The organism is Edaphocola flava, from assembly GCF_004118155.1.
In the GTDB taxonomy this organism is placed as follows: Bacteria; Bacteroidota; Bacteroidia; order Chitinophagales; family Chitinophagaceae; genus Edaphocola; species Edaphocola flava.
Genome location: NZ_SAIQ01000001.1, coordinates 268,209 through 294,495 on the forward strand (window position 1 = coordinate 268,209; position 26,287 = coordinate 294,495).

The 26,287-nt window shown below is 45.3% G+C and carries 19 protein-coding genes and 2 tRNA genes; 9 read left to right on the forward strand and 12 right to left on the reverse strand.

The genetic code is table 11. The features are described 5' to 3' along the window. Positions 1 to 113: 113 nt before the first annotated feature. The 4 genes from EMP01_RS01280 to EMP01_RS01295 are packed head-to-tail and all read left to right on the forward strand — an operon-like array spanning position 114 to position 4,118. Complete coding sequence (locus EMP01_RS01280) at positions 114 to 566, forward strand: MarR family winged helix-turn-helix transcriptional regulator (RefSeq protein ID WP_129019689.1); 453 nt, start codon at positions 114 to 116, stop codon at positions 564 to 566. Then, the gene (locus tag EMP01_RS01285) at positions 567 to 1,982 is read left to right on the forward strand and encodes a TolC family protein (protein ID WP_129019690.1); all 1,416 of its coding nucleotides are present in this window, start codon (positions 567 to 569) and stop codon (positions 1,980 to 1,982) included. Positions 1,983 to 1,985: 3 nt separating this feature from the next. Continuing rightward, entirely contained in the window at positions 1,986 to 2,945 is a 960-nt protein-coding gene (locus EMP01_RS01290) for an HlyD family secretion protein (RefSeq protein ID WP_129019691.1), read from the forward strand. Between the two features lie 3 nt (positions 2,946 to 2,948). Beyond that, complete coding sequence (locus tag EMP01_RS01295) at positions 2,949 to 4,118, forward strand: ABC transporter permease (RefSeq protein WP_129019692.1); 1,170 nt, start codon at positions 2,949 to 2,951, stop codon at positions 4,116 to 4,118. Positions 4,119 to 4,189: 71 nt separating this feature from the next. On the opposite strand, the gene EMP01_RS01300 is transcribed toward EMP01_RS01295, so the two are convergent. From EMP01_RS01300 to EMP01_RS01320, 5 genes are all read right to left on the reverse strand, one after another. After that, entirely contained in the window at positions 4,190 to 5,845 is a 1,656-nt protein-coding gene (locus EMP01_RS01300) for a T9SS type B sorting domain-containing protein (protein ID WP_129019693.1), read from the reverse strand. 393 nt (positions 5,846 to 6,238) lie between these two features. Next, on the reverse strand, positions 6,239 to 7,507 hold the full coding sequence (locus EMP01_RS01305) for an adenylosuccinate synthase (protein ID WP_129019694.1): 1,269 nt from the start codon (positions 7,505 to 7,507) through the stop codon (positions 6,239 to 6,241). Positions 7,508 to 7,626: 119 nt separating this feature from the next. Further along, positions 7,627 to 7,698, reverse strand: a tRNA-Glu gene (locus EMP01_RS01310). A gap of 27 nt (positions 7,699 to 7,725) precedes the next feature. Then, positions 7,726 to 7,800: transfer RNA gene (locus tag EMP01_RS01315), tRNA-Glu, on the reverse strand. Positions 7,801 to 7,862: 62 nt separating this feature from the next. Continuing rightward, positions 7,863 to 8,534 (reverse strand): toxin-antitoxin system YwqK family antitoxin, encoded by a 672-nt coding sequence (locus EMP01_RS01320; protein WP_129019695.1) that lies wholly within the window; start codon positions 8,532 to 8,534, stop codon positions 7,863 to 7,865. A gap of 102 nt (positions 8,535 to 8,636) precedes the next feature. Between EMP01_RS01320 and EMP01_RS01325 the strand changes: the two genes are divergently transcribed. From EMP01_RS01325 to EMP01_RS01345, 5 genes are all read left to right on the forward strand, one after another. After that, complete coding sequence (locus tag EMP01_RS01325; RefSeq protein ID WP_129019696.1) at positions 8,637 to 9,443, forward strand: NHL repeat-containing protein; 807 nt, start codon at positions 8,637 to 8,639, stop codon at positions 9,441 to 9,443. Between the two features lie 18 nt (positions 9,444 to 9,461). Further along, a complete protein-coding gene (locus EMP01_RS01330) occupies positions 9,462 to 10,046 on the forward strand; it encodes a MarC family protein (RefSeq protein WP_129019697.1) in 585 nt (194 codons plus the stop codon). Positions 10,047 to 10,066: 20 nt separating this feature from the next. Then, the gene (locus EMP01_RS01335) at positions 10,067 to 10,576 is read left to right on the forward strand and encodes a hypothetical protein (protein WP_129019698.1); all 510 of its coding nucleotides are present in this window, start codon (positions 10,067 to 10,069) and stop codon (positions 10,574 to 10,576) included. A 154-nt stretch (positions 10,577 to 10,730) separates the two neighbouring features. Next, positions 10,731 to 11,888 (forward strand): cystathionine gamma-synthase, encoded by a 1,158-nt coding sequence (locus tag EMP01_RS01340; RefSeq protein WP_129019699.1) that lies wholly within the window; start codon positions 10,731 to 10,733, stop codon positions 11,886 to 11,888. After that, positions 11,881 to 14,016: an OstA-like protein gene (locus EMP01_RS01345; RefSeq protein ID WP_129019700.1), complete on the forward strand. Its 2,136-nt coding sequence runs from the start codon at positions 11,881 to 11,883 to the stop codon at positions 14,014 to 14,016. Before EMP01_RS01340 ends, EMP01_RS01345 begins: the two co-directional genes overlap by 8 nt. Before the next feature lie 64 nt (positions 14,017 to 14,080). On the opposite strand, the gene EMP01_RS01350 is transcribed toward EMP01_RS01345, so the two are convergent. The 7 genes from EMP01_RS01350 to EMP01_RS01380 all read right to left on the reverse strand — a co-directional run bounded on the left by EMP01_RS01350 (position 14,081) and on the right by EMP01_RS01380 (position 26,197). Further along, complete coding sequence (locus EMP01_RS01350) at positions 14,081 to 15,406, reverse strand: T9SS type A sorting domain-containing protein (protein WP_161971184.1); 1,326 nt, start codon at positions 15,404 to 15,406, stop codon at positions 14,081 to 14,083. Positions 15,407 to 15,503: 97 nt separating this feature from the next. Continuing rightward, a complete protein-coding gene (locus EMP01_RS01355) occupies positions 15,504 to 17,348 on the reverse strand; it encodes a PorT family protein (RefSeq protein ID WP_129019702.1) in 1,845 nt (614 codons plus the stop codon). Positions 17,349 to 17,351: 3 nt separating this feature from the next. Continuing rightward, on the reverse strand, positions 17,352 to 17,942 hold the full coding sequence (locus EMP01_RS01360; RefSeq protein ID WP_129019703.1) for an RNA polymerase sigma factor: 591 nt from the start codon (positions 17,940 to 17,942) through the stop codon (positions 17,352 to 17,354). 745 nt (positions 17,943 to 18,687) lie between these two features. Further along, on the reverse strand, positions 18,688 to 22,770 hold the full coding sequence (locus tag EMP01_RS01365) for a choice-of-anchor I family protein (RefSeq protein WP_129019704.1): 4,083 nt from the start codon (positions 22,768 to 22,770) through the stop codon (positions 18,688 to 18,690). A gap of 169 nt (positions 22,771 to 22,939) precedes the next feature. After that, positions 22,940 to 24,070, reverse strand: a complete 1,131-nt coding sequence (hppD, locus tag EMP01_RS01370; RefSeq protein ID WP_129019705.1) for a 4-hydroxyphenylpyruvate dioxygenase — start codon at positions 24,068 to 24,070, stop codon at positions 22,940 to 22,942. A gap of 68 nt (positions 24,071 to 24,138) precedes the next feature. Beyond that, complete coding sequence (locus EMP01_RS01375; RefSeq protein ID WP_129019706.1) at positions 24,139 to 24,648, reverse strand: tetratricopeptide repeat protein; 510 nt, start codon at positions 24,646 to 24,648, stop codon at positions 24,139 to 24,141. Between the two features lie 67 nt (positions 24,649 to 24,715). Continuing rightward, positions 24,716 to 26,197, reverse strand: a complete 1,482-nt coding sequence (locus tag EMP01_RS01380; protein ID WP_161971185.1) for a carboxypeptidase-like regulatory domain-containing protein — start codon at positions 26,195 to 26,197, stop codon at positions 24,716 to 24,718. Positions 26,198 to 26,287 lie beyond the last annotated feature (90 nt).

Below are 26,287 nucleotides of genomic sequence, written 5' to 3' on the forward strand. Positions count from 1 at the left end.
ATACAGGCCCTTGCGATCTGCTCCCAAAACGGCTTTAACATTATTTTAAACAAATAGTTGTCTATGCAATCATTTTTATATCTAATTTTGTAGTTGCATAAACAACTATAATTATGGATACCAAACATATCATCTCGACAGAAGACCGTCATAACCTGCTCACCGGGCGCATATTCATGCATGTGAGCCGCTTTCTTGGACAGCAGTTCAAAGCGAATGATATAAGCCTGACCCGGGAACAATGGACGATACTGGTGGTTTTATGGAAACAGGATGGCGTATCGCAGCAGACCATTGCTGATGAAACCGGAAGGGACAAACCCAGCACTACCCGCCTGATCGATAACCTGGAGAAGGATGGTTATATCAGCCGTCAGCCGGATGCCAAAGACCGCCGCCTGAATATTATCGTCCTTACCGAAAAAGGGAAAGCCCTTGAGGATAAGATTATGCCGGTGGCCAATAAAACGCTGGGAACCCTTACCCATGGCCTGACGGAAGCGCAATTACTTACAGTAAAAGAGGTATTTGCTACTATTTACGAAAATATAGATGCACATAAATAAATGATGAAAAAGTATTTATTAAGCAGTATGATCATTGCCGGTATAGGCATGAATACTGCACTGGCACAACCGGTATTAAGTCCTTCCCTGCAGGAGGCTGTTCATGCAGCCCTGAGCCTGAGTACAGACTTAAACACAGAGCGCCTGGAACTGGAGAAAATGGAACTGGAACGCAAGGGTGTATGGAACAAATATATTCCCCGTGTCGAGGCCAGTGCCTTGTACAGCTACCTGGACAATGATCTGACCATTGATATTCCGGCGGCTACTCTGCCCCTGACCGGCAATACCATTTTCGACGGCAAACAAACGTTCCAAAACCAGGGACAGGTATTTTACGGTGGTATTACGGCCAAAACGGTTCTTTTCAGCGGCGGACAGATATATAATGGTGCCAAAGCGATGGAGGCCAAGGCCAAAGGCAGCACTTACCTGCTGGAACCAAAGAAAGATGCGGTGATTAAAGAAGTAATCTTTGTGTTTGACCAATTACGCTTACTGGATGAGGCTGATCAGCTGATTGCGGAAAGCCGTAAAAGACTGGACAAGGAACAGGAACGGGTGGAGAAAGCGATATCGCTGGGACTGGCCATTCCTTATGACCGGGATAAAATAAAACTGGCCGACCTGGAACTGGAAACGCGCCAGGTAGAACTCTCGGGCAAACGAAAAGTGCTGATGCAGAAGATCGGTGACCTGTGTGGTTATGATGAGGCACAGATTGCTGCGGTGGTGTACGAGGTGCATCCGATCATGATTCCAGACCTGGCTGCGCTGAGTACAGAAAACAGGGCAGAGGCCAAAGCATTATCTTCTTTCCGTGAGGCCTATACCTATGCATTGAAAAAGGAAAAAGGATCTCTGCTCCCTACCCTGGGTGCCTTCGGATCGTACAGTTATGCCTCTTTATTTAATGGCAGCACGTCCACAACAATTCCTTTAACAGCCCTGAATGGTACGGCGTATAACTATAATATGAACCTGCGATTGAACGAGGCTACTTTAAGTCCGAACTGGATGGTGGGCCTGGCCTTTAAATGGGAACTGTTTGGCGGATTTGAACGCAAACATAAAATTGAAGCGGCCAGGATCAACATTGACCAGGTAGACCTGAAGCTTAATGATACAAAGCAGAAAATGAAACTGCAACTCGAAAACAATAAGGCCCGTTATGAGACTTTACTTCGCCAGATAGACCTTGCCGACCAGAGAGAAAAGGTGGCAAGCAATAACCTTACTATGGCGGAGAAACAATACAAAGCAGGCCTGATCAATGTTACCGAACGCCTCTCTGCCGAAACGGATATGTATCAATCCCGCCTGAACAAGATCAATACGCTGATCGAGGAACGCCAGGCTGCACTGGATACCTACGCTGCAACCGGTACTTTACAATCATCTCTTCAAACAAAATAAATCATGAAACAATATATTTTATACATAGCAGGTGCGCTGACCCTGGCCTCCTGTGGCAATAATAAGGATACTGTAAAACCGGTACAAGGCAAGGTAGAACGGGACCAGGTAGCGGTGGTGAGCAAGATCGCCGGACGCATATCGGTACTGAAGGTTCAGGAAGGTGATTTTGTACACAAGGGCGATACCCTGGCGATACTGGATATACCGGAAGTGGCGGCTAAAAAAGCGCAGGCCGAAGGTGCGGTGACCTCTGCAGAGGCGCAGTATCAGATGACGGTACACGGGGCGACCGGCAATCAGCTGAAGCAATTACAGGCCAAGAAACAGGCTTTAAAAGAACAATACGATTTTGCGCAGAAATCGCTGGACCGCCTGGGGGCTATGGTAAAAGACTCTTTGATTCCGCAACAGCAGTATGATGAGGTCTATGCCAAATACCAGGGTGCAAAGGCGCAGCTGATCGCGGTAGATGCAGAAATTGCAGATGTACAGAATGGTGTGCGCATCGAACAGCAAACGATGGCCCTGGGCCAGCAGGACCGTGCCCTTGGTGCCTTGCAGGAAGTGACTGTTGCTGATAAGGAACGGTATATTATAGCGCCTCAGGATATGCGTATAGAGGGCATTACCCTGAAGACGGGAGAGCTGGCCTTGCCGGGCTATACACTGGTTACGGGTTCGCTGCTGGAATCTACTTACTTCCGCTTTACCATACCGGAAAAACAACTGAAAGCATACCAGACCGGAAGTACGATTAACGTAACTGTACCCTACCTGGACAACAAGAGCATTACCGGGACCATCAAACAGGTAAAACAGATCGGGGCCTATGCCAATATCGCGACGGCCTATCCCGACTATGATATGCAGGAATCGCTGTATGAGGTGATCATTAAACCACAACAGCCGGAAGATGCCGCAAAACTGTACACAAAATCTACTGTAACCTTAGCTCCATAAATCATGAAGACATTTTTGAAATTACTACGCAGAGAGTTCGGCATGTTCTGGCAGAACAAGGTACTGCGTATGCTGTTTATCGGTGCGCCATTAATGTATGGTCTCCTGCTGGGCTATGTGTACAGCAAGGGTAAGGTGACTGATCTGCCGATCATTGTGGTAGACCATGACCAGAGCCGTATGAGCCGTAAGGCTATCGAAATGATGGAAGATAACGAGGTATTGCACATCGCTTCGCTGCAGTTTGATGAAAACCAGCTGAACCGTCTGGCGATTGAAAAAGAAGCGGCCTGTATTGTGATTATTCCAGACGGTTTTGAAAATGCTGTACTGACCAAACGATACCCCGAGATCACTACTATTGTGAATACGTCTAACGTACTTACAGCCAACTATGCTGCTACGGCCATACAGGTATGTCTGGGTACGCTGAAGGCTGGTATGCAGATGGAAACCTTACGAAAACAAGGCACACCGGAGCAATTACTGCTGAGCCAATACGAACCGTTCCGCACTACATTCATCAAAAAGTTCAACCGCTCGACCAACTATATGTATTTCCTGTGGCCGGGTATCCTGGCTACGGTATTGCAACAGGTACTACTATTAGGACTGGCCCTATCCTTTGCCGCAGAGTTTGAGAAAGGTACTTTTAAAGACCTGGTGAAACAATCCAAATCGACGTTTATGCTGCTCTGGGTAAAGGTGATTCCTTACCTGATCATGAGTTTCGGAATATGGATGATGTACTGGGGGTTTACCAAATGGTTCCGTATCCCTTTCGATCATAACCTGGGCACACTGACCCTCATTGCAGGGGTATTTGTACTGGCGGTATGTTTTATGGGTATCCTGTTCAGTATACTGATCCCTAATCAGCTTAAGGCAACGGAGATCCTTATGGTTGTAGCTACACCAAGCTTTATCCTCTCCGGTTTTACCTGGCCCCTGAGCCAGATGCCCGGCTGGATACAGACTATTGCAGACATCATTCCACTGACTCATTTCCTGCCGGCCTTCCGTATCCTGATCATTGAAAACGGTGCAGCAGACCTGACTTACCCATACATCGGTAAACTAGCCCTGATTGCGGTAATCGGTTTTGTATTATCCTTTATCGCACTGCACATCAAGAAGCGCAAAGTGCTGAAGGCGGAGGTGATTAAAAAATAAAAGAGTGCTAAAAACAAAACAAAAAAGGCTATACAATTATGTATAGCCTTTCCTTTTTGGTCTTAAAAATTCTATCTGAATAAAGTAATTTCTCCTTTAAATTCTTCTACACCATCTCTGGTACGCATACGGGCATAATAGTAATATACTCCGGCATCGGCTACTTTACCATTAAAGGTTCCGTCCCATCCGCTTTGTGCTTTAGAGCCGTAAGCGCTGTACACCAGTTGACCCCATCTGTTGAAGATATCAAACTCCTCAATAGTGATCAGGTTAGGATAGTTGCTCAGCGGGGCAAAGTAATCGTTACGTCCGTCACCGTTTGGCGTAAAGGCATTCGGGAACATTGTCTTTTTATCTTTGTAATCTACTGTCAGGTTGATCGTAACCGTACTGTCACAACCCAGTGAAGACAGGAAGCTTCCTTTATAAGTACCCGGATCCATCAGCTGCATATCACCAAACTCGTAGCTTTCGCCTTCATTGATGGTAATGTTCAGTGTTTTATTATAGCTAGGGAAAACTTTAACGGTCATGATACCGGTATCCTTACAACCCTGCGGTGTAGTACCGATGGCGCGGTAAGTAGTGCTCTGTACCGGATTAGCCACAACAGAAGCACCAGTAGTAGCGCTTAACCCATCAGGAGGTGTCCAGGTAATATTAGGGGCACCTACTGCTGTCAGTAATAATGGTGTTCCTTTACAGATCTCTGCATATGCAGGGCTTATAGACATTTCAGGGGCAGGATTAACCGTAACGGTAATCGGCACACGCTGGCTTTCAATAGCACAACCTGCAGCACTTTGCGTTACCCACCATGTAGTGGTACCTGGTGTGCTGGTATTTGGTGTAGGAGCGGTGCTGCTGCTGGTACCACCAGAAGAGGTAGTATACCAGTGAATATTAGCACCTGGTAATGTATTAGAAACGGTTAATGGTGCTGAAGTGGCGCCAACACAATAGCTCAGGTCTGCAACCGTAACAGGATCAGGTTGCTGACCACCGGAGATGATTACATTCTTAACAGCATGTGTTTCATAAAGTGCACCTGTAGAAGCGGAGAAACCGAAATAACCTACGTTATTGTTTAAAGCCAGGGCTCCTGTAATGATTGGAGTAGCTCCACCATCCAGATACACGCTCATCACCCCACTCTGATAGATCATGGTACAGGTATGCCAGCTACCATTGATCAGTGTAGACTGGTTGTATACTTCAGATCCGATAAGGCCGTTATATACGCCCTCTGTGTATCCTGTATTGGTAAATTTTCTGAGGGTAATCAGCGGGTTATTTGGTGGATTAACATTGTTATCATTACTGTATACATCGAAGATCAGGGCAAAGCCATTCATATTGGCCGGCATGCCCAAACCTGCGCCCAGTACGGTACCGGAAGGTGGATTGGCAATATACCAGAACGCCAGACCATCTGCAGGATCTACACCTGGTGTCACCGTAAATTTAAAGTCGAATGATACGCTGAAATAATCGCAGGCACTGCTCAGGTTCTGTGGGGTGCCATAGTAGATACTTCCGTTCTGACTTGTTGTGGCATTATTCAGCATAATGTCCGTAACGTTGTTAAACGCTGTTCCGGTCAGTGTCCATCCGGTAGTATTAATAGGATTGCCATTTAACGTATATGTATAACTCTGAGCAAAGGCTCCGGGCATGATAGTAGTTAAAAAGCAAGCAATAATGAGTAGAAATTTGCTCTTCATAATGAAAGTGATTTTTTGTTGTCCGTAACAATAAAGACACTAAAATACACTGCTTTGGTTGGATTTCATAGCAATTTGCCCAAATTATGCAAAAATTGAGGTCGAACAATAAGCTGATAATTACAGATTCGCCAATCAAATTTAAAATAAAATAAATATGTAAATAATCCATTTAACAGGAACTACAATACATGAGACAAATAAATCATTTAACATTTCTACTGTTCCTGTGCCGGAAAATATCTTTTTACAATACCCCCGATTTCAAAATCACATACTTGAATTAAACAATGTGTACTCAAAAAAATATCCTGCTGAGAATAGATATATAATAAGTATAGCCCGGCAATATGCCGGGCTATACTTATTATATATTGTATGTAATTGCTGTTTTTAGAAAAACTTCATCAGGTTATCTCTACCGGTACCATTAGATACATATTGTACTCTGGTACCCAGGTAGTTCTCGATGAACTTGCAATACTCGGTAAAGGTTTCCGGTAAATGCTCCAGACTGGTACATGCACTGATCTTTTGTGCAGTCCATCCAGGGAAAGATTGGTATACCGGCTCGATAGCCATATCACAGATATCAAAAGGCATTTCTTCCGTAACGGTTTCCCCTACTTTATAAGCAGTCGCCATTTTGATTTCTTCAAATTCATCCATAACGTCTGCCTTAGTAATGATCAGACGGGTAACGCCGCTCAGCATAATAGTATAGCGTAAAGCAACCAGATCGATCCAACCACAACGTCTAGGACGTTTGGTCACTGCGCCGAACTCGTTACCGGCTTTGCGTAACGCTTCTCCGGTCTCATCGTGCAGCTCGGTAGGGAAAGGACCACTACCTACGCGGGTACAATATGCTTTGGTAATACCATACACCTCACCGATCTGGGAAGGGGCAATACCCAAACCTGTACATACACCGGCTGTAATGGTATTGGAAGAGGTAACGAACGGATAAGTACCGTAGTCTACATCCAGCATAGAGCCTTGTGCACCTTCAGCCAGTACTTTTTTGCCATTGGCAATATGATTATTCAACCAGTACTCACCATTCACAATATTCAATTGCTGCAGGTAAGCCACTGCTTCAAAGAAGGCTGCTTCCCATTCCTGCCATTCGACTTCGGTCTGGTACATACGCAGCATTTCTACATGCTTAGCTTTTAATTTTTCATAACGCTGCTTCCAGTCAGAAGCCATTAAATCTCCTACTCTCAGGCCGTTTCTGCCGGTCTTATCCATATAAGCCGGACCGATACCTTTTAAAGTAGAACCGATCTTTTCAGAACCTTTTGCATGCTCAGAAGCAGCATCGAGTGCTCTGTGCGTAGGCAGGATGATGTGTGCTTTATGAGAGATGAAGAGGTTTTCTTCAACAGGAACGCCCAGTGCTTTCAGACCTTCGATTTCTTCTTTTAAAGTTACCGGGTCAATTACCACACCGTTACCGATAAGGTTCAGTTTGTTTTCCTGGAATACGCCGGAAGGAATGGTACGCAGTACAACCTTCTGTCCGTTTACGTAAAGAGTATGGCCTGCATTCGGGCCACCTTGAAAGCGTGCAATAATTTCGTACTGAGCTGCAAGGTAATCTACGATTTTACCTTTACCCTCATCACCCCATTGCAAACCTATTAATACATCTACCATAGCTTATTAAAGTAAAGCGCAAAATTAAGGAAACTTTTGGGGTAAAAAAGTATTTTTATCAACAAGCTATAAATTAAAAAAGTCTCTTATCATTAAGATAAGAGACTTGCTGCTTTTCGTACCACGTACGGGAATCGAACCCGTGATTCCTCCGTGAAAGGGAGGCGTCTTAACCCCTTGACCAACGCGGCAAAAACGATCAACAATTAAAAAAACTCTGGTACCACGTACGGGAATCGAACCCGTGATTCCTCCGTGAAAGGGAGGCGTCTTAACCCCTTGACCAACGCGGCAATTGTTGTTGTTTAATCGTTTTGGGATTGCAAAGGTAGAATCCTTTTTTTGATTTACCAAATTATTTTATCAAAGATTTTTTGGAGCTTGTTTTTCCGGCATCCCAACCCTTGTGTTTACCACCTTCATGTGGTAGTTTAGGTCGCTCAGGAGTGGCTCTGGGAGCGGGTTCTGTAAATTCTTCTTCTCTTAGTAACAGATCAACCTGGTACTCTTCTTCTTTTACCAGATGACCGGTTACAGGATTGTAATAACGCCATAATCCATGCTTGGTATACCCTCTGTCAGATGAAATGATCACCATCGTATCATTCAGGGTAACCGGGTTAGTCACCATAAAAGTATCGTATGCATACTTGGAATATATGCCCCTGTAATGTCCGATGCAGTACAACCGGCCTTCATCAAAATACTGTGCCTGTCCATCCAGCACACCTTGTTTAAATGTTTCAATAGAGATCAGCTGGCGCTCCTTACTGAGTTTATACCACAGCCCACTCTTCAGATCATCTTTATAGGTACCGAACTCCATATAGGAGGGATCGCCAAACTGTTCCGGCATATTAAAGAACCACATACCCTGCTTCTTACCCAGTTTATCTTTTTTGTTCAGGTTATCTTCACTAGTCGCCTTCGTCTCTTTGGTCTGTTGTGCATTCAGGGACAGTGGCAGTGCGTTCAAACCCATCATCATCAGTACTGTGCCCAGTAATATTTGTTGCGCTTTTTTCATGCTCTAATTTATAATTCACTTTATTCTTATGCCAAAATAACGTAATTTTAGTTTATGCTGTGTATAAGCTATTGTGAAACCTTATTTTTACGGCCTTTCTCTATGCGCATGTACCATTTCTGCATTTGCTTTTTACTGCTGTTCATTCCCGGCAAATCATCTGCCCAGGAGCTTTTGTACCAAAAGCCGCTGAACAGTGCCGCAAAGAGTATGACTACCGATGAACTGGGTAATGTATACATCATCTTTAAAGACAACAGCCTTGTAAAATATAGCCTTAACGGAGACAGCCTGGGCAATTACCGCAGCATACAGAATGGCGATCTGGCCACTGTTGATGCCAGTAACCCCCTCAAGCTCCTGCTTTTCTATCCCGAATATGGTAAAATAACTTTCCTCGACCGTATGCTCAGCCCTAAGAATGAGATGGACCTGAAGAAACTGAACCTCTTTCAGCCCACCGCTGCCGGTATGGCCAGGGATGGCAATATATGGGTATATGATGTGCAACTGGCGAAGCTGCAAAAAATTGATGAGCAGCTGAATGTAATGCAGCAAAGCGATGACCTGCGCTCTGCCACCGGCGATGTACTCTTTCCGGTACAGATACTGGACCGTGACCGCAAGATCTATACCGTAGACACTGCAAAGGGTATTTTTGTATTTGACCAGTATGCTACCATACTTACAAATATGGATTTGTTTCATGTGAAACAATTACAGGTATTCGATCATACACTGGTATACAGCACCCAACAAAAATGGATTAGTTATGATCTGAATATCATGAAGGAGCAGACCCTTCCCCTACCCGATGATCCGGAATTTATCATGGCCAGGATCGAAAAGGAGCGGATTTACTACTTATTTACCCACAAACTGCAAATATTCAGGACAATACACAATTAAAATCATCATTTTTGCGCTATGAACGAATTCGGCCAGATTAATATCAATGAAATTGTCACCATATCGATTACGCTATTTGCCGTGATCGATATACTCGGATCTATACCGGTACTGATCGGTATTAAGAAAAAGATGGGCGATATCAGTGCATTGACGGCAACAGTTGTGTCCGGTGCATTAATGATTCTTTTCTTCCTGGCGGGCAATGATATCCTGAAGTTTATGGGACTGGATGTCTCTTCTTTCGCGATAGCGGGTTCGATCATTATCTTTATCCTGGGTCTGGAGATGATCCTGGGTATAGAGTTCTTCAAACCGGACGGCGGCTCGGCCAAGACCGGTAGTATTGTTCCTATTGCCTTTCCCCTGATTGCAGGATCGGGCACCTTAACCACTATTCTTTCTCTGAAATCGGCATACCACCAGTATAATGTCCTGATCGGCATCCTGGTGAACCTGGTGATTATTTTTGTCATTATCCGTTCACTCAATGCTATGGAAAAACTACTGGGGCCTGCGGGTATCCTGGTGATCCGTAAATTCTTCGGGGTAATCCTGATTGCTATTGCCGTGAAGATATTCAGAGAAAACATGCATTTATAAACAAAATACCTGGCTACCGTATGAATATCCTCTTCCATACCGGCGCTGCTATAGGAATTATTGCTCTATGTGCCCAGCATATACCCCGTAATCCACGACCTGTACAACAGGCCGGCTACGGTTTATTATGTTTCTCGCTGGGCATAATCACACATGGTATCCTGGACTATATACCTCACTGCTACCCCGTACCGGCAGCACTGGATGCAAGTCTGGGCCTGATCATTATTTTACTCAACCTTTTGTTCGCCAGTGGTCGCTATCGCTTCATCATTTTTTCGGCCTTCCTCGGCAGCGTACTACCCGATCTGATCGACCTGGCTCCGCAGATTATCAACAAGCGTACGCATATCGGTATGCCTACACACAGCCCATACTTTCCCTGGCACTGGAAAGAATTTTCCGGATCTATATACAATGGCCATTGCCTGGTGTCAGACATTAATCATATTACCCTGCTGGCCTGTGTCCTGCTGGTATGCCTGGTAAACCGCCGGCACCTCAAAAGGCTATACCTGCAGCGCAGATAAGGCACTTGTATGAAGAACACAACATAATTTTAGCCCCTCTTATTTTTCCATCATAATCATTTGGCCTAATTTTGGGCTGCTTTCGCATTCCTGTATCAGGAAATAGAGAGTTTTTACGTTTATTCATCTGATTAAAATACTTATCTGAAATTATATGAGCAATCATACTTCTTATGGTATCGGTACTAACCTGATCCATGCCGGTGTAGAACCGGACCCAAGCACCGGAGCTATTATGACCCCGATCTTCCAGACCTCAACTTATGTACAGGATGCTCCTGATGAGCATAAAGGATTTGACTACTCCCGTGCAGGCAATCCTACCCGTCAGGCGCTGGAAAATGCACTGGCCGGTATCGAACACGGACAGTACGGCCTGGCATTCGGCAGCGGTGTTGCGGCAACAGATGCGGTTATACGCCTGCTCAATCCCGGTGATGAAGTAATTGCGGCAAATGATATGTACGGTGGCACCTATCGTTTATTTGAAAAGCTGTTTGTCAAATTCGGCATCCGCTTTCATTATGTAGACATGAAGGACCCGGAGAATATCCGCAAAGCCATCAACAGCAATACCAAACTGATCTGGACCGAAACCCCGACCAATCCACTGATGAACATTACCGACATTGCGGCGATTGCAGCGATATCCAAAGCGGCTAATGTTTTATTATGTGTAGACAATACTTTTGCCTCTCCTTACCTGCAGAATCCTCTGGATCTGGGTGCTGATATCGTGATGCACTCTGCTACTAAATACCTGGGTGGTCACAGTGATGTGATCCTGGGTGCGCTGATCGTGAATGATAAGCAACTGAGAGATGATCTGTTCTTCATCCAGAAGAGTGCGGGTGCTGTACCGGGACCACAAGACTGTTTCCTGGTGCTAAGAGGGATCAAAACCCTGCACGTACGCATGGATCGCCACTGTGAGAACGGTGCTAAAGTAGCACACTTCCTGCGCAACCATCCTAAGGTAGCTAAGGTGTACTGGGCGGGATTTGAAGACCATCCGGGACATGAAGTTGCGAAAAAGCAAATGCGCAATTTCGGTGGCATGATCAGTTTCGAACTGAAAGATGACAGCCCGGAGAATGTAAAACGTATGCTGATGTCTACCAAACTGATTGCCCTGGCAGAAAGCCTTGGTGGTGTAGAATCACTGATCAACCATCCTGCTACGATGACACATGCTTCTATTCCTCGTGAAGAGCGCATCAAGAACGGTCTTTCCGACGGACTGATCCGCCTGAGCACGGGTATTGAAGATGTGGAAGATATTATCAATGACTTAAACCAGGCTATTGGATAAACTTAATTTATGGTACCGGCACATGACCGGTACCTTCTGTTTTCAGATAAAGAGGCTGCAGACCGTGGCCTTATGCTGTATGCTGCTGCTTACCAGCAATGCTTTTGCGCAGCAACAGGTACCAGCTGCTGATACGGCCAAAAACAGCAATACAGCCTTTATCGAGATCCTGAATTCGACCTATACTGATATTGTAAAGCAAGGCACAGAACAGATCACCCGCATAGTGGGCGATGTAAAACTGCGTAACGGCAGTGATATCCTGTATTGTGACAGTGCTGTACTGTACCAGAACCAGAAGGTGGCAGAAGCGTTCGGTAATGTATCGATAGAACAGGCCGATGGTACACAGGCATTTGCCGATTACCTGAAATATACCGGTGGTACCAAGATCGTGTATATGAAGGGTGATGTGGTATTGAATGACAGCAAAGGCAATAGTTTATGGTCTGATGAGGTGGATTATAACCTGGCCACGAAAGTGGGCAAATACTACCATAACGGTACTTTACAGAATGAAGCGACACTGCTCTCCAGCAAATCGGGCGAGTATAACCTGAAAACAAAAGATGCGCGCTTTAAAGGGGATGTTGTGGTGAATGATCCGGAGTATACGGTTACTTCTGAGGACATCGGCTATAATACCGATACCCGTGTGGTAAAATTCTTTGCTCCATCCATTGTGCAGAATGACAATACTTACCTGGTTGCCAAAGCCGGGACCTATGATGCTGAGCATAAAATAGCGAAGTTCAAAGGGCGCTCCAACATCATCCACAATGCGCAGTTTATAGAGGCCGATGACCTGAAGTATAACCGTGTCTCCGGCTGGGCTGTAGCTACCGGGAATGTTGTTGCGATCGATACTTCAATGAAAACAACCTTATACAGTGGCTTTGCCATGTATAATGAACTTACAGAGAAAATGACGGCGACCGACCATCCGATCATGAAACGAAAAGATGGTAAGGATAGTATATTTATCATTGCAGATACGGTGTTTAGCGAACCTATAGCCAACCTGCAAAGACCTGATGCCGGGCCTATAGACACGGCGAAACTGCAGCTGGACAAACTGATCAATGCAATGCAACAAGGTGTGGAAGTGGACAGTACCAAACTACTGTTCCGCTCTTCCGTTAAGGATAGCACTGCATCATTAACAGGAAAAGACAGTACAGCTCACCTGAAAGGAAAAGACAGTCTGCTGGTGCAACCCGTAACAGACAGCCTGAACATACCGGAAGAGCCTGCATTGGAATTGCCACAGATGAATGTGGCTGCAGATGATTCTTTGCTGGTAGATACCGATACGGTGGGCGCTGTAACTGATAACCTGAAAACCTCATCTGAACGACCGGAAAGACCTAAGCAGCGTATCGGAGAAAATGCTGCACAAAAGATATATGATAAAGGAGATGGGAAAGAGGCCGATAAGCCGAGGTATTTTATTGCCTACCGTCATGTGAAGGTATATGCCGATTCGGCTCAGGCCAAATGTGACAGCTTACGCTATGCACAGTCTGATTCATTAATGATCCTCTATAAAAATCCTGTGGTATGGGGACGTAAAAGCCAGATACTGGGCGATACGATTTATGCCCTGCTGGACAGCAGCAAGATACAGGAAGTATATGTGCCTAAAAATGCAATTGTGATCCAGCAGAATGGCCCGGAAACAGCAGGCATGTATGACCAGATCCAGGGTAACCGGATTCATGCTTTTTTTGTAAACAACGAACTGGACTCTGCTGTAGCCTACCCTAATGCAGAAACAATTTATTTTCCTAAAGATGATGAAGAGGCCTATATAGGAGCTTCCAGGGCATCAAGCAACAGGTTGCGGATACAGTTTAAAGAGCGTAAGGTAAAAATGATTTATTACCTGACCGATTTCAAGCAAACGATGACCCCAATGATGCAGGTGGATCCGCAAAGTTTGCGCCTGAGCAGGTTTAAATGGCGGGAAGCCGAAAGACCAAAATCGCTGGAAGAGTTACTGGAACATGCTACTCCATTCCAAAGGGAACAGATACTGGGCAAAAAGGCCGACAAAGAACCGGATGCTACAGATCCCAAACCCAAGCCAGAGAAGGCTACACCCAAAAAGAAAACAAAGAGAAAATAATCATAGCAAAAGGAGCCCAATGGGCTCCTTTTATATTTGGGTTGGTATGAATGATGAAATAAACCTATTGCTTACTGATGCGTAAAGTTTGTACCGCATCACCAGCAGTGATTTTGAGTACATATACTCCTTTAGCTAAATGGTGCATATCTATTCCTGTTACAGGTTTTGCAGCGCTGTATACTTCCTCGCCAATGATATTATACATTTTTACGGTTGCATTGTTCACCTGTGTTTTCCAGCTGATATTCAGTTTATCGGTAACCGGATTAGGATACACGCCTGCTAATGCTACTGTAACGTTGGTCAGTGCAGTAGGACTGGTTGGTTTCACTTTTGTTGCCGTCTGGGTGAAGTTTCTGTTGCCGATGGCGCTACCAGAAGCATCTACAGTTATATGCTCGTCTGCAATGGTTTCAAAATTAAGGGCATCAGGGAAGATTGTATATGTTCCTGCAGGCAGATTTGCAAAAGAGTAATGGCCTTGTGCATCTGTAGTGGTATGTGCCACTACTTTATCCGTTGCCTCATCTTTCAGGTAAATATCCATGTTGCTTACAGGATCTCCCACAGCCAGGGTCTGCCCTGCACCAGGTCGATTGGCTCCCTGAGTCACATTACCTCCGATAAAGCCAGGACCGGTCGTCTGCGCACCGCTGAGCATAAAGATGTTTTGGCCATAAACAGGCATAGTATTCGTATGATTAATGGTAGCAGCACTGTACCAGTATATAGAGCTCATATGATAGGTAGGTACCATATACAAGCCGCCATTATTAATATTCAGTAAGTCCTGAGCCTTTACAAGATAATCGCCATTAGGCTTACCTGCAAAGTTGTACGCTACATAAATGGCATTGGTGGCACTTACGATCTGGGAGTCAACAGCAGTCAGCATATTGGTATTTGCATCGTGCTGAATGAGCCATACTTTAAAGGACAGGTTAGGGTAAACATAAGTAGGTGTTGTAATGCTATCATATGGTGCAAAAATGTTACCATAGAGATTGGCATTGGGAGCAGGCGGGCCTGTAACCACAACGGTTTGCGTATCGTTTGCATTGCAAGAACCCAATACAGAAGAATCTGACATGGAAAGAATCACCTTATATGTACCGGGAGCATTGAAGGTATACTGTGCCGTACTCCCATTACCTCCGATGGAATTCATGTACGTCAGATACGAATTGTTTGTCAGCATCAGCAGTGCATAAGACTGGTACGAGGTGCTGCTGGCCACAGTCGTATTGGTAAAGGTGTACGTTAACGTGTTGGAACCCGTTTGCGCATAAGTAAAGTCAGGGTTACAGGAAGGTTGCTGTGCATTTGCAGAACCCGATAGCAGCCATCCGGCAGCCAGGATAATAAGCGATAAAAATGTGCTTTTCATAATGATCATTTAAGGTTACAGAATAAAGGGGATTGAAAAATTAGTTGTCGTAATGATAATGACGATTGGTCAAAACAGTTTGTTAGTATGCTGATCATTATTTTTTGCGGGTACCGAACAGTTTGTATCCTGCAGACAATCTAAAATAGGCCTGGGAAAATACTTGTCGTATACCTGGTTCCGTAAGGCTACCATAACCGGAAAGATTTTGCTGCATCAGCAGATCGATCATTAATCTCTCGCGCAGCGTATAACTAAGACCAAGACTATAGCCAAAACGCATGGGGCTTGTATTGGCGGGTAATGCCAATGGCTTGTACTCTGCAAATGATGTGCTGCCGGGATGAGCAAATTTTGCAGATGCGGCGGGTGCCACAGTATCTGTAGTGTTCAGCACGGTATCGGTAATCGTAAAGCCCGATATTGTCTGTAGTTTATTGTTCCACAGCACAAGCTTGCCAAAAGTAAAATTCACCCCTGCCATAACCGAAAACTGCGGGTTTATTTTATAGCGGAGAAAAAGCGGTAACTCCAGTTCCGTAAAGTTCTTTTTCATTTCTACAGAAGCGATTATAGAATCATACGTTTGCCGGTATGCATAATCATATGTATATCCGGAACTATCATCTCCCCGGACATTGAACATCCTGGAAGTAGTTGCTCCGGCCTGGAAATAGTTACCGGCCTGGATCAGCGTACGATTCAACTGCGCCACTTTAATGCCGGGCTGCAATAAAAAGCTCCACCGGTCTGAAAGTTGTACTTCTCCGAATACAGAACCCACATATTTACCCGATGTAAAACTACTGAAACCGGTTTCATACCCGGCTTTAATACCCAGAAAGAGGTTCAGGGATTTCCTGATTTTCTGCTCTTCAGCAAGGGTCATTTTTTGCGCAGGCGGCAGTTTAACCGCTGCAGGCTGCTGCATTTTCTTTTCCGACAGGCGGGCCACTTTACCGCGCGTTACCGTTTCCTTTTTCCCTGCGGCCTCTACCCTGTCTCCGGATGCTTTTGTTACGTTTGCTACAGCAGGTTCTATATTTTCTATTGTATAGTTTACTGCGGCATTTTGCTCCGGAACGTATTTTCCTTGCGCCGCATTGGAGGTATCTGAAGCGCCTTTAAATGCAACTTTATGAAACACGATAGCCTCCGGCGATTGGTCTATAATATCCGGCGGCTCCGGTGCATGATCCTGCGCGGCATTGTCTAATGTAACCTTATCTTTATTGAGTTCTGGTACTTCGGCAATATTTCGGTCATTCGCCATCTTTTTAGCTGTAACCGTAGGATCAAGCGGTGTATTGAATGCCGGTTCCGGTTGTACGGGGTTCCCAACAAATGGTATATGCTTACCTGCCTGCACGGCTTCACTTCCTTTTAATGATCTGTCCCCGGTAGTACTAAGGTGAGCAGAAACAGGGGTAATACTGCCGCTTAGCGTCTTTCCTGCGCTGCTACGACCAGAAGGCCCAGGGATCGATGATAAGGTACGCTTAGCCTTATCATGTTGCTCCATAGCAGAGACGCCTGTGTTAGCGGCAATGCGAGCCACATCCTCCTGATGTCCCATCTGCTGTTGTGCTGCTTTCCCGGCCTCTGGCTCGGCGTCCACAATACCCTTTGCAGGTGCTGCTGTAGGATGTTCAGCTGCATCATCCTGCCCAGAGATACTGCGCTCCTTGCCCGCTACTAATGCTGATCCGGCCTGATATTGTACCGTTAAAGAGGCGCCACTCCACAAATAGGCAATGCCCCCTACTGCAACGATCAGTGCTGCGAGCGATGCAATAAACCCTTTGCCGAAAGTCCGGCGTTCAGGAGGATGCTCTTTCAATTTTTCTTCCAAGCCCTCCCATACCGATGCCGGGGGCTGTTCACGGGCACCCGCCAGCTGCTCCAGGAAAAATTGATCAATATTTTTTTTATTCTTATCCATTGCTCACATTAAAGCGTCAATCTTTTCTTTTAATCTGCGTCGGGCATCGCTTAAATGCCACCTGCTGTTGTTTTCAGTTATACCCAGCAACTGTCCTATTTCTTTATGAGAGAAATCATCAAATACAAATAAGTTAAATACACTTCTCTGGACATCGGGTAAACTATGAATCATAGCGATCAGTTCATGATAAGCCAGCTTGCCAATACTCGTTTCGGGAACAGGAATCTCCTGCTCTGTCAGTTCTGTTCGTACAATCTGGTCCTGCTTTATCTTTTTGCGTAAAAAATCCATTGTGGCATTAACCGTAATCCGGTACATCCAGCCTTCAAAGGAACCTGTACAGGTATATTGCCCGATATGGGTCAGAATCTTAAAGAAGGCTTCATTCAGAATTTCTCCCGCAGGGGCTGCATCATACACATACCTGCGGATGGTTGCATACAATTCGGGGGCATAGCGATCATATAACTTCTTTTGCGCACGTTTATCTTTCGCAATACATTGCTCAATAAGCATAGCCAACGGCGCTTCAATACCTGAAACGCTGTTGTCCATTTGTATGATTGCGGTTTGTTTTTCGTCGAGTTTCAAAATGCCTTTTGGGATCTGGTGTACACATGCAAAGGGTACTCCTTAGCAATGACGTTCCAAAATAATCAAACGTTAGGATTTATTTTACTATTTATAAAAAACTGAGTGTCCGCTTAAAGGAAACAAAGACTAGCATTATGATTTAAGTATCCTATATATCTTTTGCTACCTTTTGCCTTGATGCAAAAGGTACCGCCAAAAAATCAAGGCTGTATAAATCCCTGGCTAAAAATCAATGTGTCGGTCGGTCGCAAACCAGACTCGCTGCGCTCAGACAGTGGTTTCCGACTGAATCGACCGAGCCAATGATTTTATGAACGCCGGATTTATAAGGCCTTTTGGAGCGATCTGTGCTGTACGGATCGCTTGTTGTTTTCATCACAGCGATAGCCATTTTGGAGTGGAGCTGCGATCGTTGAGCATCGAATGCATCACACGTTAAGCTCAGACGATCAATGCACGCAACGATACAAAATGGCGGTGCACCGCAATCGCCTTGATGAAAACAAAGGCATTTTTGGTCCTTTTGTTGCCGGACAAAAGGACGAAGAAAATAGTTTACTATATGGGGTAGTCAGTTTATAAAATAGTATCACATGATAGTGACATCCGTGTTAATGCGGTATCAGATTAAAGCCTAAAAAGCCTGAATCTATATGAAAATGCTCCATACACAAACCCGGTTATACCCATAAAAAGAAGAGCGGCACCGGGGTGCCGCTCTTCTTTTATCATCAGAAAACTGTTATAGCTTCTGTACTTTAACCGTTCCGCTGCGTTGTGCATCTTTATACTGGATAAAGTATGCTCCCGCAGGAACAGATTGCAGGTTCAGCGTTTTCAGGTTGCCATTCATATGGTCTTCCAGGATCACTTTACCGGTAATATCCATTACCTGTATAGCCGCATTTTTCACGGCTCCTTCAACCAGCAGATTAACCTCTGCGGTAGCCGGATTAGGGAATGCATAACAGAACGTTGCTGCTGCTACAGATCCTGTAGTAGTGGGCAGAAATGGTTTTACTTCGTAAATACTCAAGGAAGAAGAAACTTCATTGGCCAGGATCACATAAGGCTTTCCGGTCGGAGAGCTTACAGAATCGATATAGATGATACCCTCTGCACCATTGTCTCCGCCATAGGTAGCCAGGTTGCGGGTATTTTTATAATCTACAAATACCGGTGCGGCAGGATTGGTAATGTCATATGCCATACAACCACCGGTTCTTTCCAGGGCTATAAATGCATAGTGCTTATCTCCGATCTTCGCTACAGCAACGCCTTCCGGCTCAGGGCCTTTATCATCACTGCGATTTTTGAACGTATTATTGCTGTTGCTCGCATTAAATACTGCATGGTATTGCGGATGCTGCGCTGTGATCAGTTCAAAATCCTGTCCGTTATCAGAAACCAGTGCACCGGTCGTTCCGTTCCAGATAGAGAAAGAACGGCTACCGAATGCATGGATTTCATCAAAGTCACCATCACCATCTGTATCTCCGGAAGCAGTAGTCACATTCAAGCGACCAAGGTTTGCTTTCAGGAAGGCAGCATTAGGGAATACTACAGGATCCAGTGTATAAGTAGCTGCACCTAAACGTACCACTTCTGCGTAAGCATTGTACTCACGGGCATCACCTTCATTGGCCGTAACCAGGTATGTTTGTCCGTTAACGGAATAAGAGGCAATCGCATCCGGCATATACAAACCTTTGATCGGCCAGTTAGCCAGGGCAATACTGTCGCTCTGGTCATTCACATCCAGTGCATTCTTGACCAAGCTATGGTCTTTCGTTCCTAAAGGCAATACATCGGTAATCGTGCTGGTAGCCAGGTCTATTACCGCAATAGCATTATTTTCCTGGCAGGTAACCCATGCCTTAGAATTGTCGGCCGCAATGGTAATGTACTCCGGCTCCATATCCTGTGCTACAGTAGCATTAGGTCCGAAGATGCGCACTCCGGAAGCTTTCAGTGTGGCCGCCTGTGCATTGAAGGCCTGGAAGTCAGCTGTAGATACATTGCTCTGTGTCAGATTCGCTACACCACCGCTGATATCAATGATCGATACAGAACCCTCCGGATCGATAGTATAGTCAGACTTAGGTTGTCCCTCATTTGCCGTCAGTACTTTATTACCATCGTGTGTGAAAGTAATCATATCCGGCATAGCGCCTACAGTTACCGATTTAATGAATACCCCGTTAGTATCGAAGAATACAGCCTTACCCGGATTTTCCGGTACCAGGTCTTCTACTGCCGCTACTACAATACCATTCTTTGTGGCTACAGAATTGATGTTGCCATAAGTCGGGTTGATCACGATAGAATTAACCGCTACAGGGTTTGCCGGATTATGAAAATCTACGATATCAATTTTACCACCGATAGAGTTTGCAATGAACAGGCGTTTAGATTGCTTGTCATAGGCAACGATCTCAGCAGAGTTATTGCCTGCTGTATGATTCTGATAAGAAGTAACATGGTTCAGGAAGTCAGATTTTGTCGCTATCGGTGCCTGCTTATCATCATCCAGGATAAAGGCAGTGAAGAGATTGGCACTTGCAACCGGTAAGGTTACATTTACCGGGTTGGCAAAACGCACAGCAAAGTATTCAGCATTTTCAGGAATATTATCATTGGCAATGGTGACCGTAATAGTATCATTTACATTATTGGCACCAGCCGGCCAGTTAAAGGTCAGGTTAGCAGGCATCGTAAAGTCTGTGCCGCTGGTAGCGGTACCACCAGGAACCAGTTCGATATCTACCGAAGCAGGATTGGCAATGCCCCCTACTATATTCGCTACAATTTTCAGTTCCAGTTGCTGTTCATTTACCGCAACGGCGCTACCTGCAAAACTGATGATACCGCTTACAGGTGTAACTGCAGGAGCAGGATATACACCTGGTGTGGCTCTTACAGTTCCACCAGCCGGAGCCGGATTCACTTCATTTACCGGAACGATCCAGTTTGCACCCACATTATTGTCAAGCGTAGCAGCAGTCAGTTCGTAAGAGAAACCGTACAGACCAGCAGGACTCGCAGGCCAGCCGTTTGTACCGGCATAATAGTGTACAGAGTCTACTGTCTGGTTCAATGAATTGCGGATCACAAGGATATCGTCAGAAGAGCTTAAACCCGCGCCCAGCATATAGATAACCGGTACATTCAGGATTGTATCTGCGGTATTAGGACTGGTAGAGAAAACTACATTAGCCCCCGCAGGCAGGTTCATTACCGGGAAGTTACCACTGGTACCCTCGGCCCATTTCAGGCCACCCAATGCAGCTGTTGTAGTACCGGCATTATATACCTCTATCATCTCCATATTATTCGGAGAGTGGATGATTTCTGTAATCACAAGGTTAGGCGAAGACTGGTTCCATATAAGGTCTGCAGTATCAGCCACATTCGCAATACCATTGGCGTTCACTACACCATTAATAGCCAGGGTATAAGCCGTACCATCTACCAGCGGAGCATGGGTCAGCACTACAGAATCGGTACCCGACAGTGTAGCCGCTGTTACCGCCAGGGCTGGGTTCAGTACATAATGACTGGTATTGGTTGCAGAAGCTGCAGTCACCGCCTGGTTGAACTTTACAGAGGTACTGGTTGCACTGTTTTGTCTGAATGAGGTTACAACAGGTGCCGGATTTGGTGCCGGTGGCGGGTATACACCCGGCGTAGCCCAGATAGGACCGGAAGCAGAGGAAACAATATTTTGTGTGGTTGCGGTCCAGTTGGTCCCTACATTATTATCCAGAGATGCATTATTCAGCTCTATAGAATAGCCGTAATAAGTACCGGCCGGTGCGGCAGGCCAGCCTGCTGTACCCACCTGATAGGCAACGGAATCGATAATAGCACCGCTGGCATTTTTGATCACCAGGATGTCGGAGGAAGAACCTAAACCCGCACCCAGCAGGCTATACGTACCACCGCCCAAAAGGCTGGCCGCTGAAGTTGTATTGGTTGCAAACATTACCTTACCTCCTGCCGGCAGCATCTGCGCGGGGAAGTTGCCGGTTGTACCATTGGTAAAGTACAGCCCTGTAAGGTCTGCTGCGGTTGTACCTGCATTATAGACTTCGATCATCTCAATATCATTCGGAGAGTGAATGATCTCGGTGATCACCAGGTTTGGTAATGGGCTGGTCGTAACCGGGTCACCTTTAACAGTAACCATATCAAAACGCCAGGTACCGCCTGTACCATAGGTACCGGTTGAGGAGCTGGCATTATATGCAGTGGAAGAAGGTGCAAAAGCCGCTACTACCCTGAATCCTGCAGTAGCATTATTATTCAGGCCGGTGATGGCTGAAAGGTTAAAAGAACGGCTGTTCCATACATCGCCCGATTGTGCAGAAGCCGTATCCACATCTACCCATACCGGATTGGCTACGCTGGCATTCAGTGTATACTGCAGCTGCATATGTGCCGGACCGGTATTGCTGTGTCGCTGATCGAACGTAAGGCGTATATTCTGATAACCTGCGGTAGAGGCAGAAAATGCGATACCGGCAGTTTTATTGGCTGTGCCCTGTGTCGGGAAGGTGGTCAGGCCCAAACCAGAATTATCGGCAGTAGCCGGATCTGATGAGCCTCCGTTAGACGCTCCGCTGGCAAAGGAGGCTGCAGTGCCCCCTGTGGCGGCCATTGTGCCTGTACCCAGCGAAGGACTCATGGTTCCCGTACTGGTATTATTGTCCGGCGTCGGAGAGTTAAAGTTCCATTGGGTAATGTTGGTCTGTGCAAACAGTGATACTCCGCTCATACAGCTCACTGCCGCCAGCACTACTGATCTGGTCAAAATCTTATTCATGGTTACAAAATTGATAATCCGCAAATATGCCAGTGCAGTGTTACATCAATATGTACTCAGAATTATGTTATTATGAATATTCTGAAAACAAATTGGAATGAAAGGAAGGAGAACAAAAAAATCCCCGGAAATGATCCGGGGATTTTTTATTGTATGTTTAAGATAAAGATTACAGGTTACCTCTTTTCGCCTGCTCTCTTTCGATGCTTTCAAATAATGCTTTGAAGTTACCAGCACCGAAGCTTTGCGCTCCGTGACGCTCGATAATTTCGAAGAACAGTGTAGGACGGTCTTCTACCGGTTTGGTGAAGATCTGCAACAGGTAACCTTCTTCATCGCGGTCTACCAGGATGCCTAAAGACTGTAATTTTTTGATATCCTCGTCGATTGATCCTACGCGCTCAGGCAGCATTTCATAATATGCTTCCGGCGGTGCACTCAGGAATTCTACACCTCTTGCTTTCAGATCTGTAACCGTTTTTACGATGTCTTTAGTTGCAACAGCAATGTGTTGTACACCTTCTCCTTCGTAATAATCCAGGTACTCTTCGATCTGAGATTTTTTCTTACCTTCTGCAGGCTCGTTGATCGGGAATTTTGCAAAACCGTTACCATTGCTCATTACTTTACTCATCAGCGCAGAGTATTCGGTATTGATTTGCTTATCATCAAAAGACAGGATGTTTACAAATCCCATTACTTCTTCATACCATTTTACGGTAGGCAGCATTCTGTTCCAGTCTACATTACCTACGCAGTGGTCTACGTATAATAAACCAGCATCTTCCGGTTTATAAGCGCTTTCCCATGCTTCGTAACCCGGCATGAATGTACCTTTATAATTTTTACGCTCGATGAACATGTGTACGGTCTCACCATAAGTATAGATACCGCTCATGCGTACTTCGCCATGCTCATCGGTCAGTGTAATCGGCTCCTGATAAGGGCGAGCACCTCTTTTTGTAGTTTCTTCAAATGCACTGTATGCATCATCTACCCACAGGGCCAGCACTTTTACACCATCTCCGTGTTTTTTTACATGCTCAGAGATCGGGTGATCCGATTTCAGGGCAGTAGTCAGCACCAGGCGTATTTTACCCTGCTGTAATACATAAGAAGCTCTGTCGCGTACACCGGTTTCAGGACCAGCATAGGCTACGGACTGAAAACCGAAAGCTGTTTTATAATAGTGGGCAGCCTGCTTGGCATTACCTACATAAAACTCGATATAATCTGTACCGTTGATCGGTAAGAAATCCTGCGCTTTGGCAATTTTCTGTGCAAATGTTTCTGTGGACATGATATATGTATATAATTTATTATCTAATCTGATTTTATGCTCCAAATGTAGCATTTTTTTACAAATGCTTAGGCAAGAAGCTGCTGCATCTTCTGTATTTCCGGCATCAGTTGTGGTTGTACTTTAAGGCCTTTCATCCGTTGCAGGTAACTACGGGCCTGCTCTTTATTACCATTGATCACTGCCATATCTGCCAGGGCCAGTAAGGATACAGCCTTATCATGCTCTACACTTAAGCCCAGGTCCAGCGCCATTTCGAATAGATTTCTGGCTGTGCCGAAATCATCCTTCTCTCTTGCCAGGTAGGCTTGTATATAATAATAGTATGCCTTTCTGCTTTTCAGGAGGCGTTCCGGCTTTTTGGTCATGGCCAGGATCTGTTCTGCCTCTTCCAGCTGTCCCTTACGCATACGGTTCAGTGCGAGGAATACGGTACCCATCATATAATACCCCCAAAGTAAGGCAAGGGAAATTAACGTGGCCAGCACCAGCAGGAGCTTGATATTAAAAACAGACGCTATGATGGCAACAATCACGCAAAGCAGCAGCAATGCAAACCGGACAACGGGTGTAAACACAGTAAAATAAAATTTGGGCTACAAAGATAATGATATTTATAAAGTTTGTCATTAAAATGACAACAGTCTAAGGTTCGTAATCCAGCGGTAATTGTTTATCCAGTTTTTCGTAAGACCAGTACCCTTCCAGAAATAAGGCATAAGGCGGGTAATAGTTGCCATTGTCCTGAACCAGCACCTCATCGGTATCGCGCAGGGTAATGATACTCTTCTGCTCTTTCGGAATAGGGGAAGCAAAAGGAGACTTCCGTTTCAGGTATGGCCACTCCTCTTTTTCCAGCAGGTAAGTCACCTGCAAGTATTTTTTGAAAGCTAGTGCTACCTCCGGGCTATCTGTGGCCACACGGAAAGAATCTGTAGGCAAGGGTGCGCTATATACAATATCAATCAGGTTAGGTGGGCTTTTAACCAGCGGTTTTTTAGGCCCCAGCTCGCCGCTGACCAGCTGTATCTCTGCCATTGTCGCCTGCCTCATACTATCCTGTGGAGACAAGCGGCTATAATCATAGTACTTAACCATATACAGTTCTCGCTGGGCGGTTCGCTCTATAAAATAATGATGGTTTGTTGCCTTCACTGTATCTTTCAGGGGCAGGGGAAAATGTATGGCGTTTTGCTGTGTATCCTTATCCATCCATTCTTTTAAGGCCATGAAGAATGGTACAATGCGCTGTGTATCTACCCCGGGGTGAGACAGCATTTTGGTAGCCAGCTTCTTAATGTCATTAGCATTTCGGGTATTGAGGCTATCTGACCACAGGGAAACGTAACGCCCGTAATCTTTTCCGTCTATCCGCTCCATTACATTCACCACAAAACCCTCTTCTGTACATTTGTTACGGTACACAGCACGCATAAAATGATTAATCGATCCACGATAGGCATCCTGACGGTTTTGAGCCACTCTGGCCTGTCGTTTTTTGCTCTTTATATCCATTGGGGTGTAGCGGGCCGATCCAGAAAAGAATACCGTGCGGTCTTTATAACTCCTGGAGAAATCCATCAGGTCATAATTAATAATATAGCCCAGCTGCTTGTGTTTAATGATCAGGGGTGCAGAGGCCTGTACATACAAGGTCTGTAGTTCTTTGTCGTAGCGAAATGTAAGCACCTCTTTATTGACCAGCACACATTGTTCACTCCATTCTGAATAACCGAGAAATGCATCAAGAAAGTCTTCCCCGAAACGGGCCCATCCTTTTTCTATAGGGGCCAGCACTTTTACCTCCTGCAGTTCATTATCCCTGACTGCCAAAGAAATATTGATCTCCTCCGGACCGGTGGAGGTAATATTTACTATCCTGGATTCGTAACCTACAGACTGAAAAGCCAGATCTGCGGGCAAGGTCCCGTTATATTGAAGTGTAAAGCGCCCGTCTTTACCGGTTGTAGTGCCGATAGTGGAGTAATTGATGTAGACGGCACAGCCGGCAACCGGTGCCCCATCCTTCGCATCCACCACTCTGCCGTATAATTGTTTGGCCCAGATATGATTACTAAATAGAAAACATAAAATAATGATTGGTAAAAACTTAAATTGTTTTTTCATAAAGAAAAGCATCTTTTTTCAGGCAAATTCAAATATACAATATTATATCACTAATTAATGAGTACGTCTTCCGGATTAGTTAGCAAAAAG

Coding starts and splice junctions, on each gene's coding strand:
- EMP01_RS01280 (WP_129019689.1), top strand. CDS start 114: ATGGATACCAAACATATCATCTCGACAGAAGACCGTCATAACCTGCTC.
- EMP01_RS01285 (WP_129019690.1), top strand. CDS start 567: ATGATGAAAAAGTATTTATTAAGCAGTATGATCATTGCCGGTATAGGC.
- EMP01_RS01290 (WP_129019691.1), top strand. CDS start 1,986: ATGAAACAATATATTTTATACATAGCAGGTGCGCTGACCCTGGCCTCC.
- EMP01_RS01295 (WP_129019692.1), top strand. CDS start 2,949: ATGAAGACATTTTTGAAATTACTACGCAGAGAGTTCGGCATGTTCTGG.
- EMP01_RS01300 (WP_129019693.1), bottom strand. CDS start 5,845: ATGAAGAGCAAATTTCTACTCATTATTGCTTGCTTTTTAACTACTATC.
- EMP01_RS01305 (WP_129019694.1), bottom strand. CDS start 7,507: ATGGTAGATGTATTAATAGGTTTGCAATGGGGTGATGAGGGTAAAGGT.
- EMP01_RS01320 (WP_129019695.1), bottom strand. CDS start 8,534: ATGAAAAAAGCGCAACAAATATTACTGGGCACAGTACTGATGATGATG.
- EMP01_RS01325 (WP_129019696.1), top strand. CDS start 8,637: ATGCGCATGTACCATTTCTGCATTTGCTTTTTACTGCTGTTCATTCCC.
- EMP01_RS01330 (WP_129019697.1), top strand. CDS start 9,462: ATGAACGAATTCGGCCAGATTAATATCAATGAAATTGTCACCATATCG.
- EMP01_RS01335 (WP_129019698.1), top strand. CDS start 10,067: ATGAATATCCTCTTCCATACCGGCGCTGCTATAGGAATTATTGCTCTA.
- EMP01_RS01340 (WP_129019699.1), top strand. CDS start 10,731: ATGAGCAATCATACTTCTTATGGTATCGGTACTAACCTGATCCATGCC.
- EMP01_RS01350 (WP_161971184.1), bottom strand. CDS start 15,406: ATGAAAAGCACATTTTTATCGCTTATTATCCTGGCTGCCGGATGGCTG.
- EMP01_RS01355 (WP_129019702.1), bottom strand. CDS start 17,348: ATGGATAAGAATAAAAAAAATATTGATCAATTTTTCCTGGAGCAGCTG.
- EMP01_RS01365 (WP_129019704.1), bottom strand. CDS start 22,770: ATGAATAAGATTTTGACCAGATCAGTAGTGCTGGCGGCAGTGAGCTGT.
- hppD (WP_129019705.1), bottom strand. CDS start 24,070: ATGTCCACAGAAACATTTGCACAGAAAATTGCCAAAGCGCAGGATTTC.
- EMP01_RS01380 (WP_161971185.1), bottom strand. CDS start 26,197: ATGAAAAAACAATTTAAGTTTTTACCAATCATTATTTTATGTTTTCTA.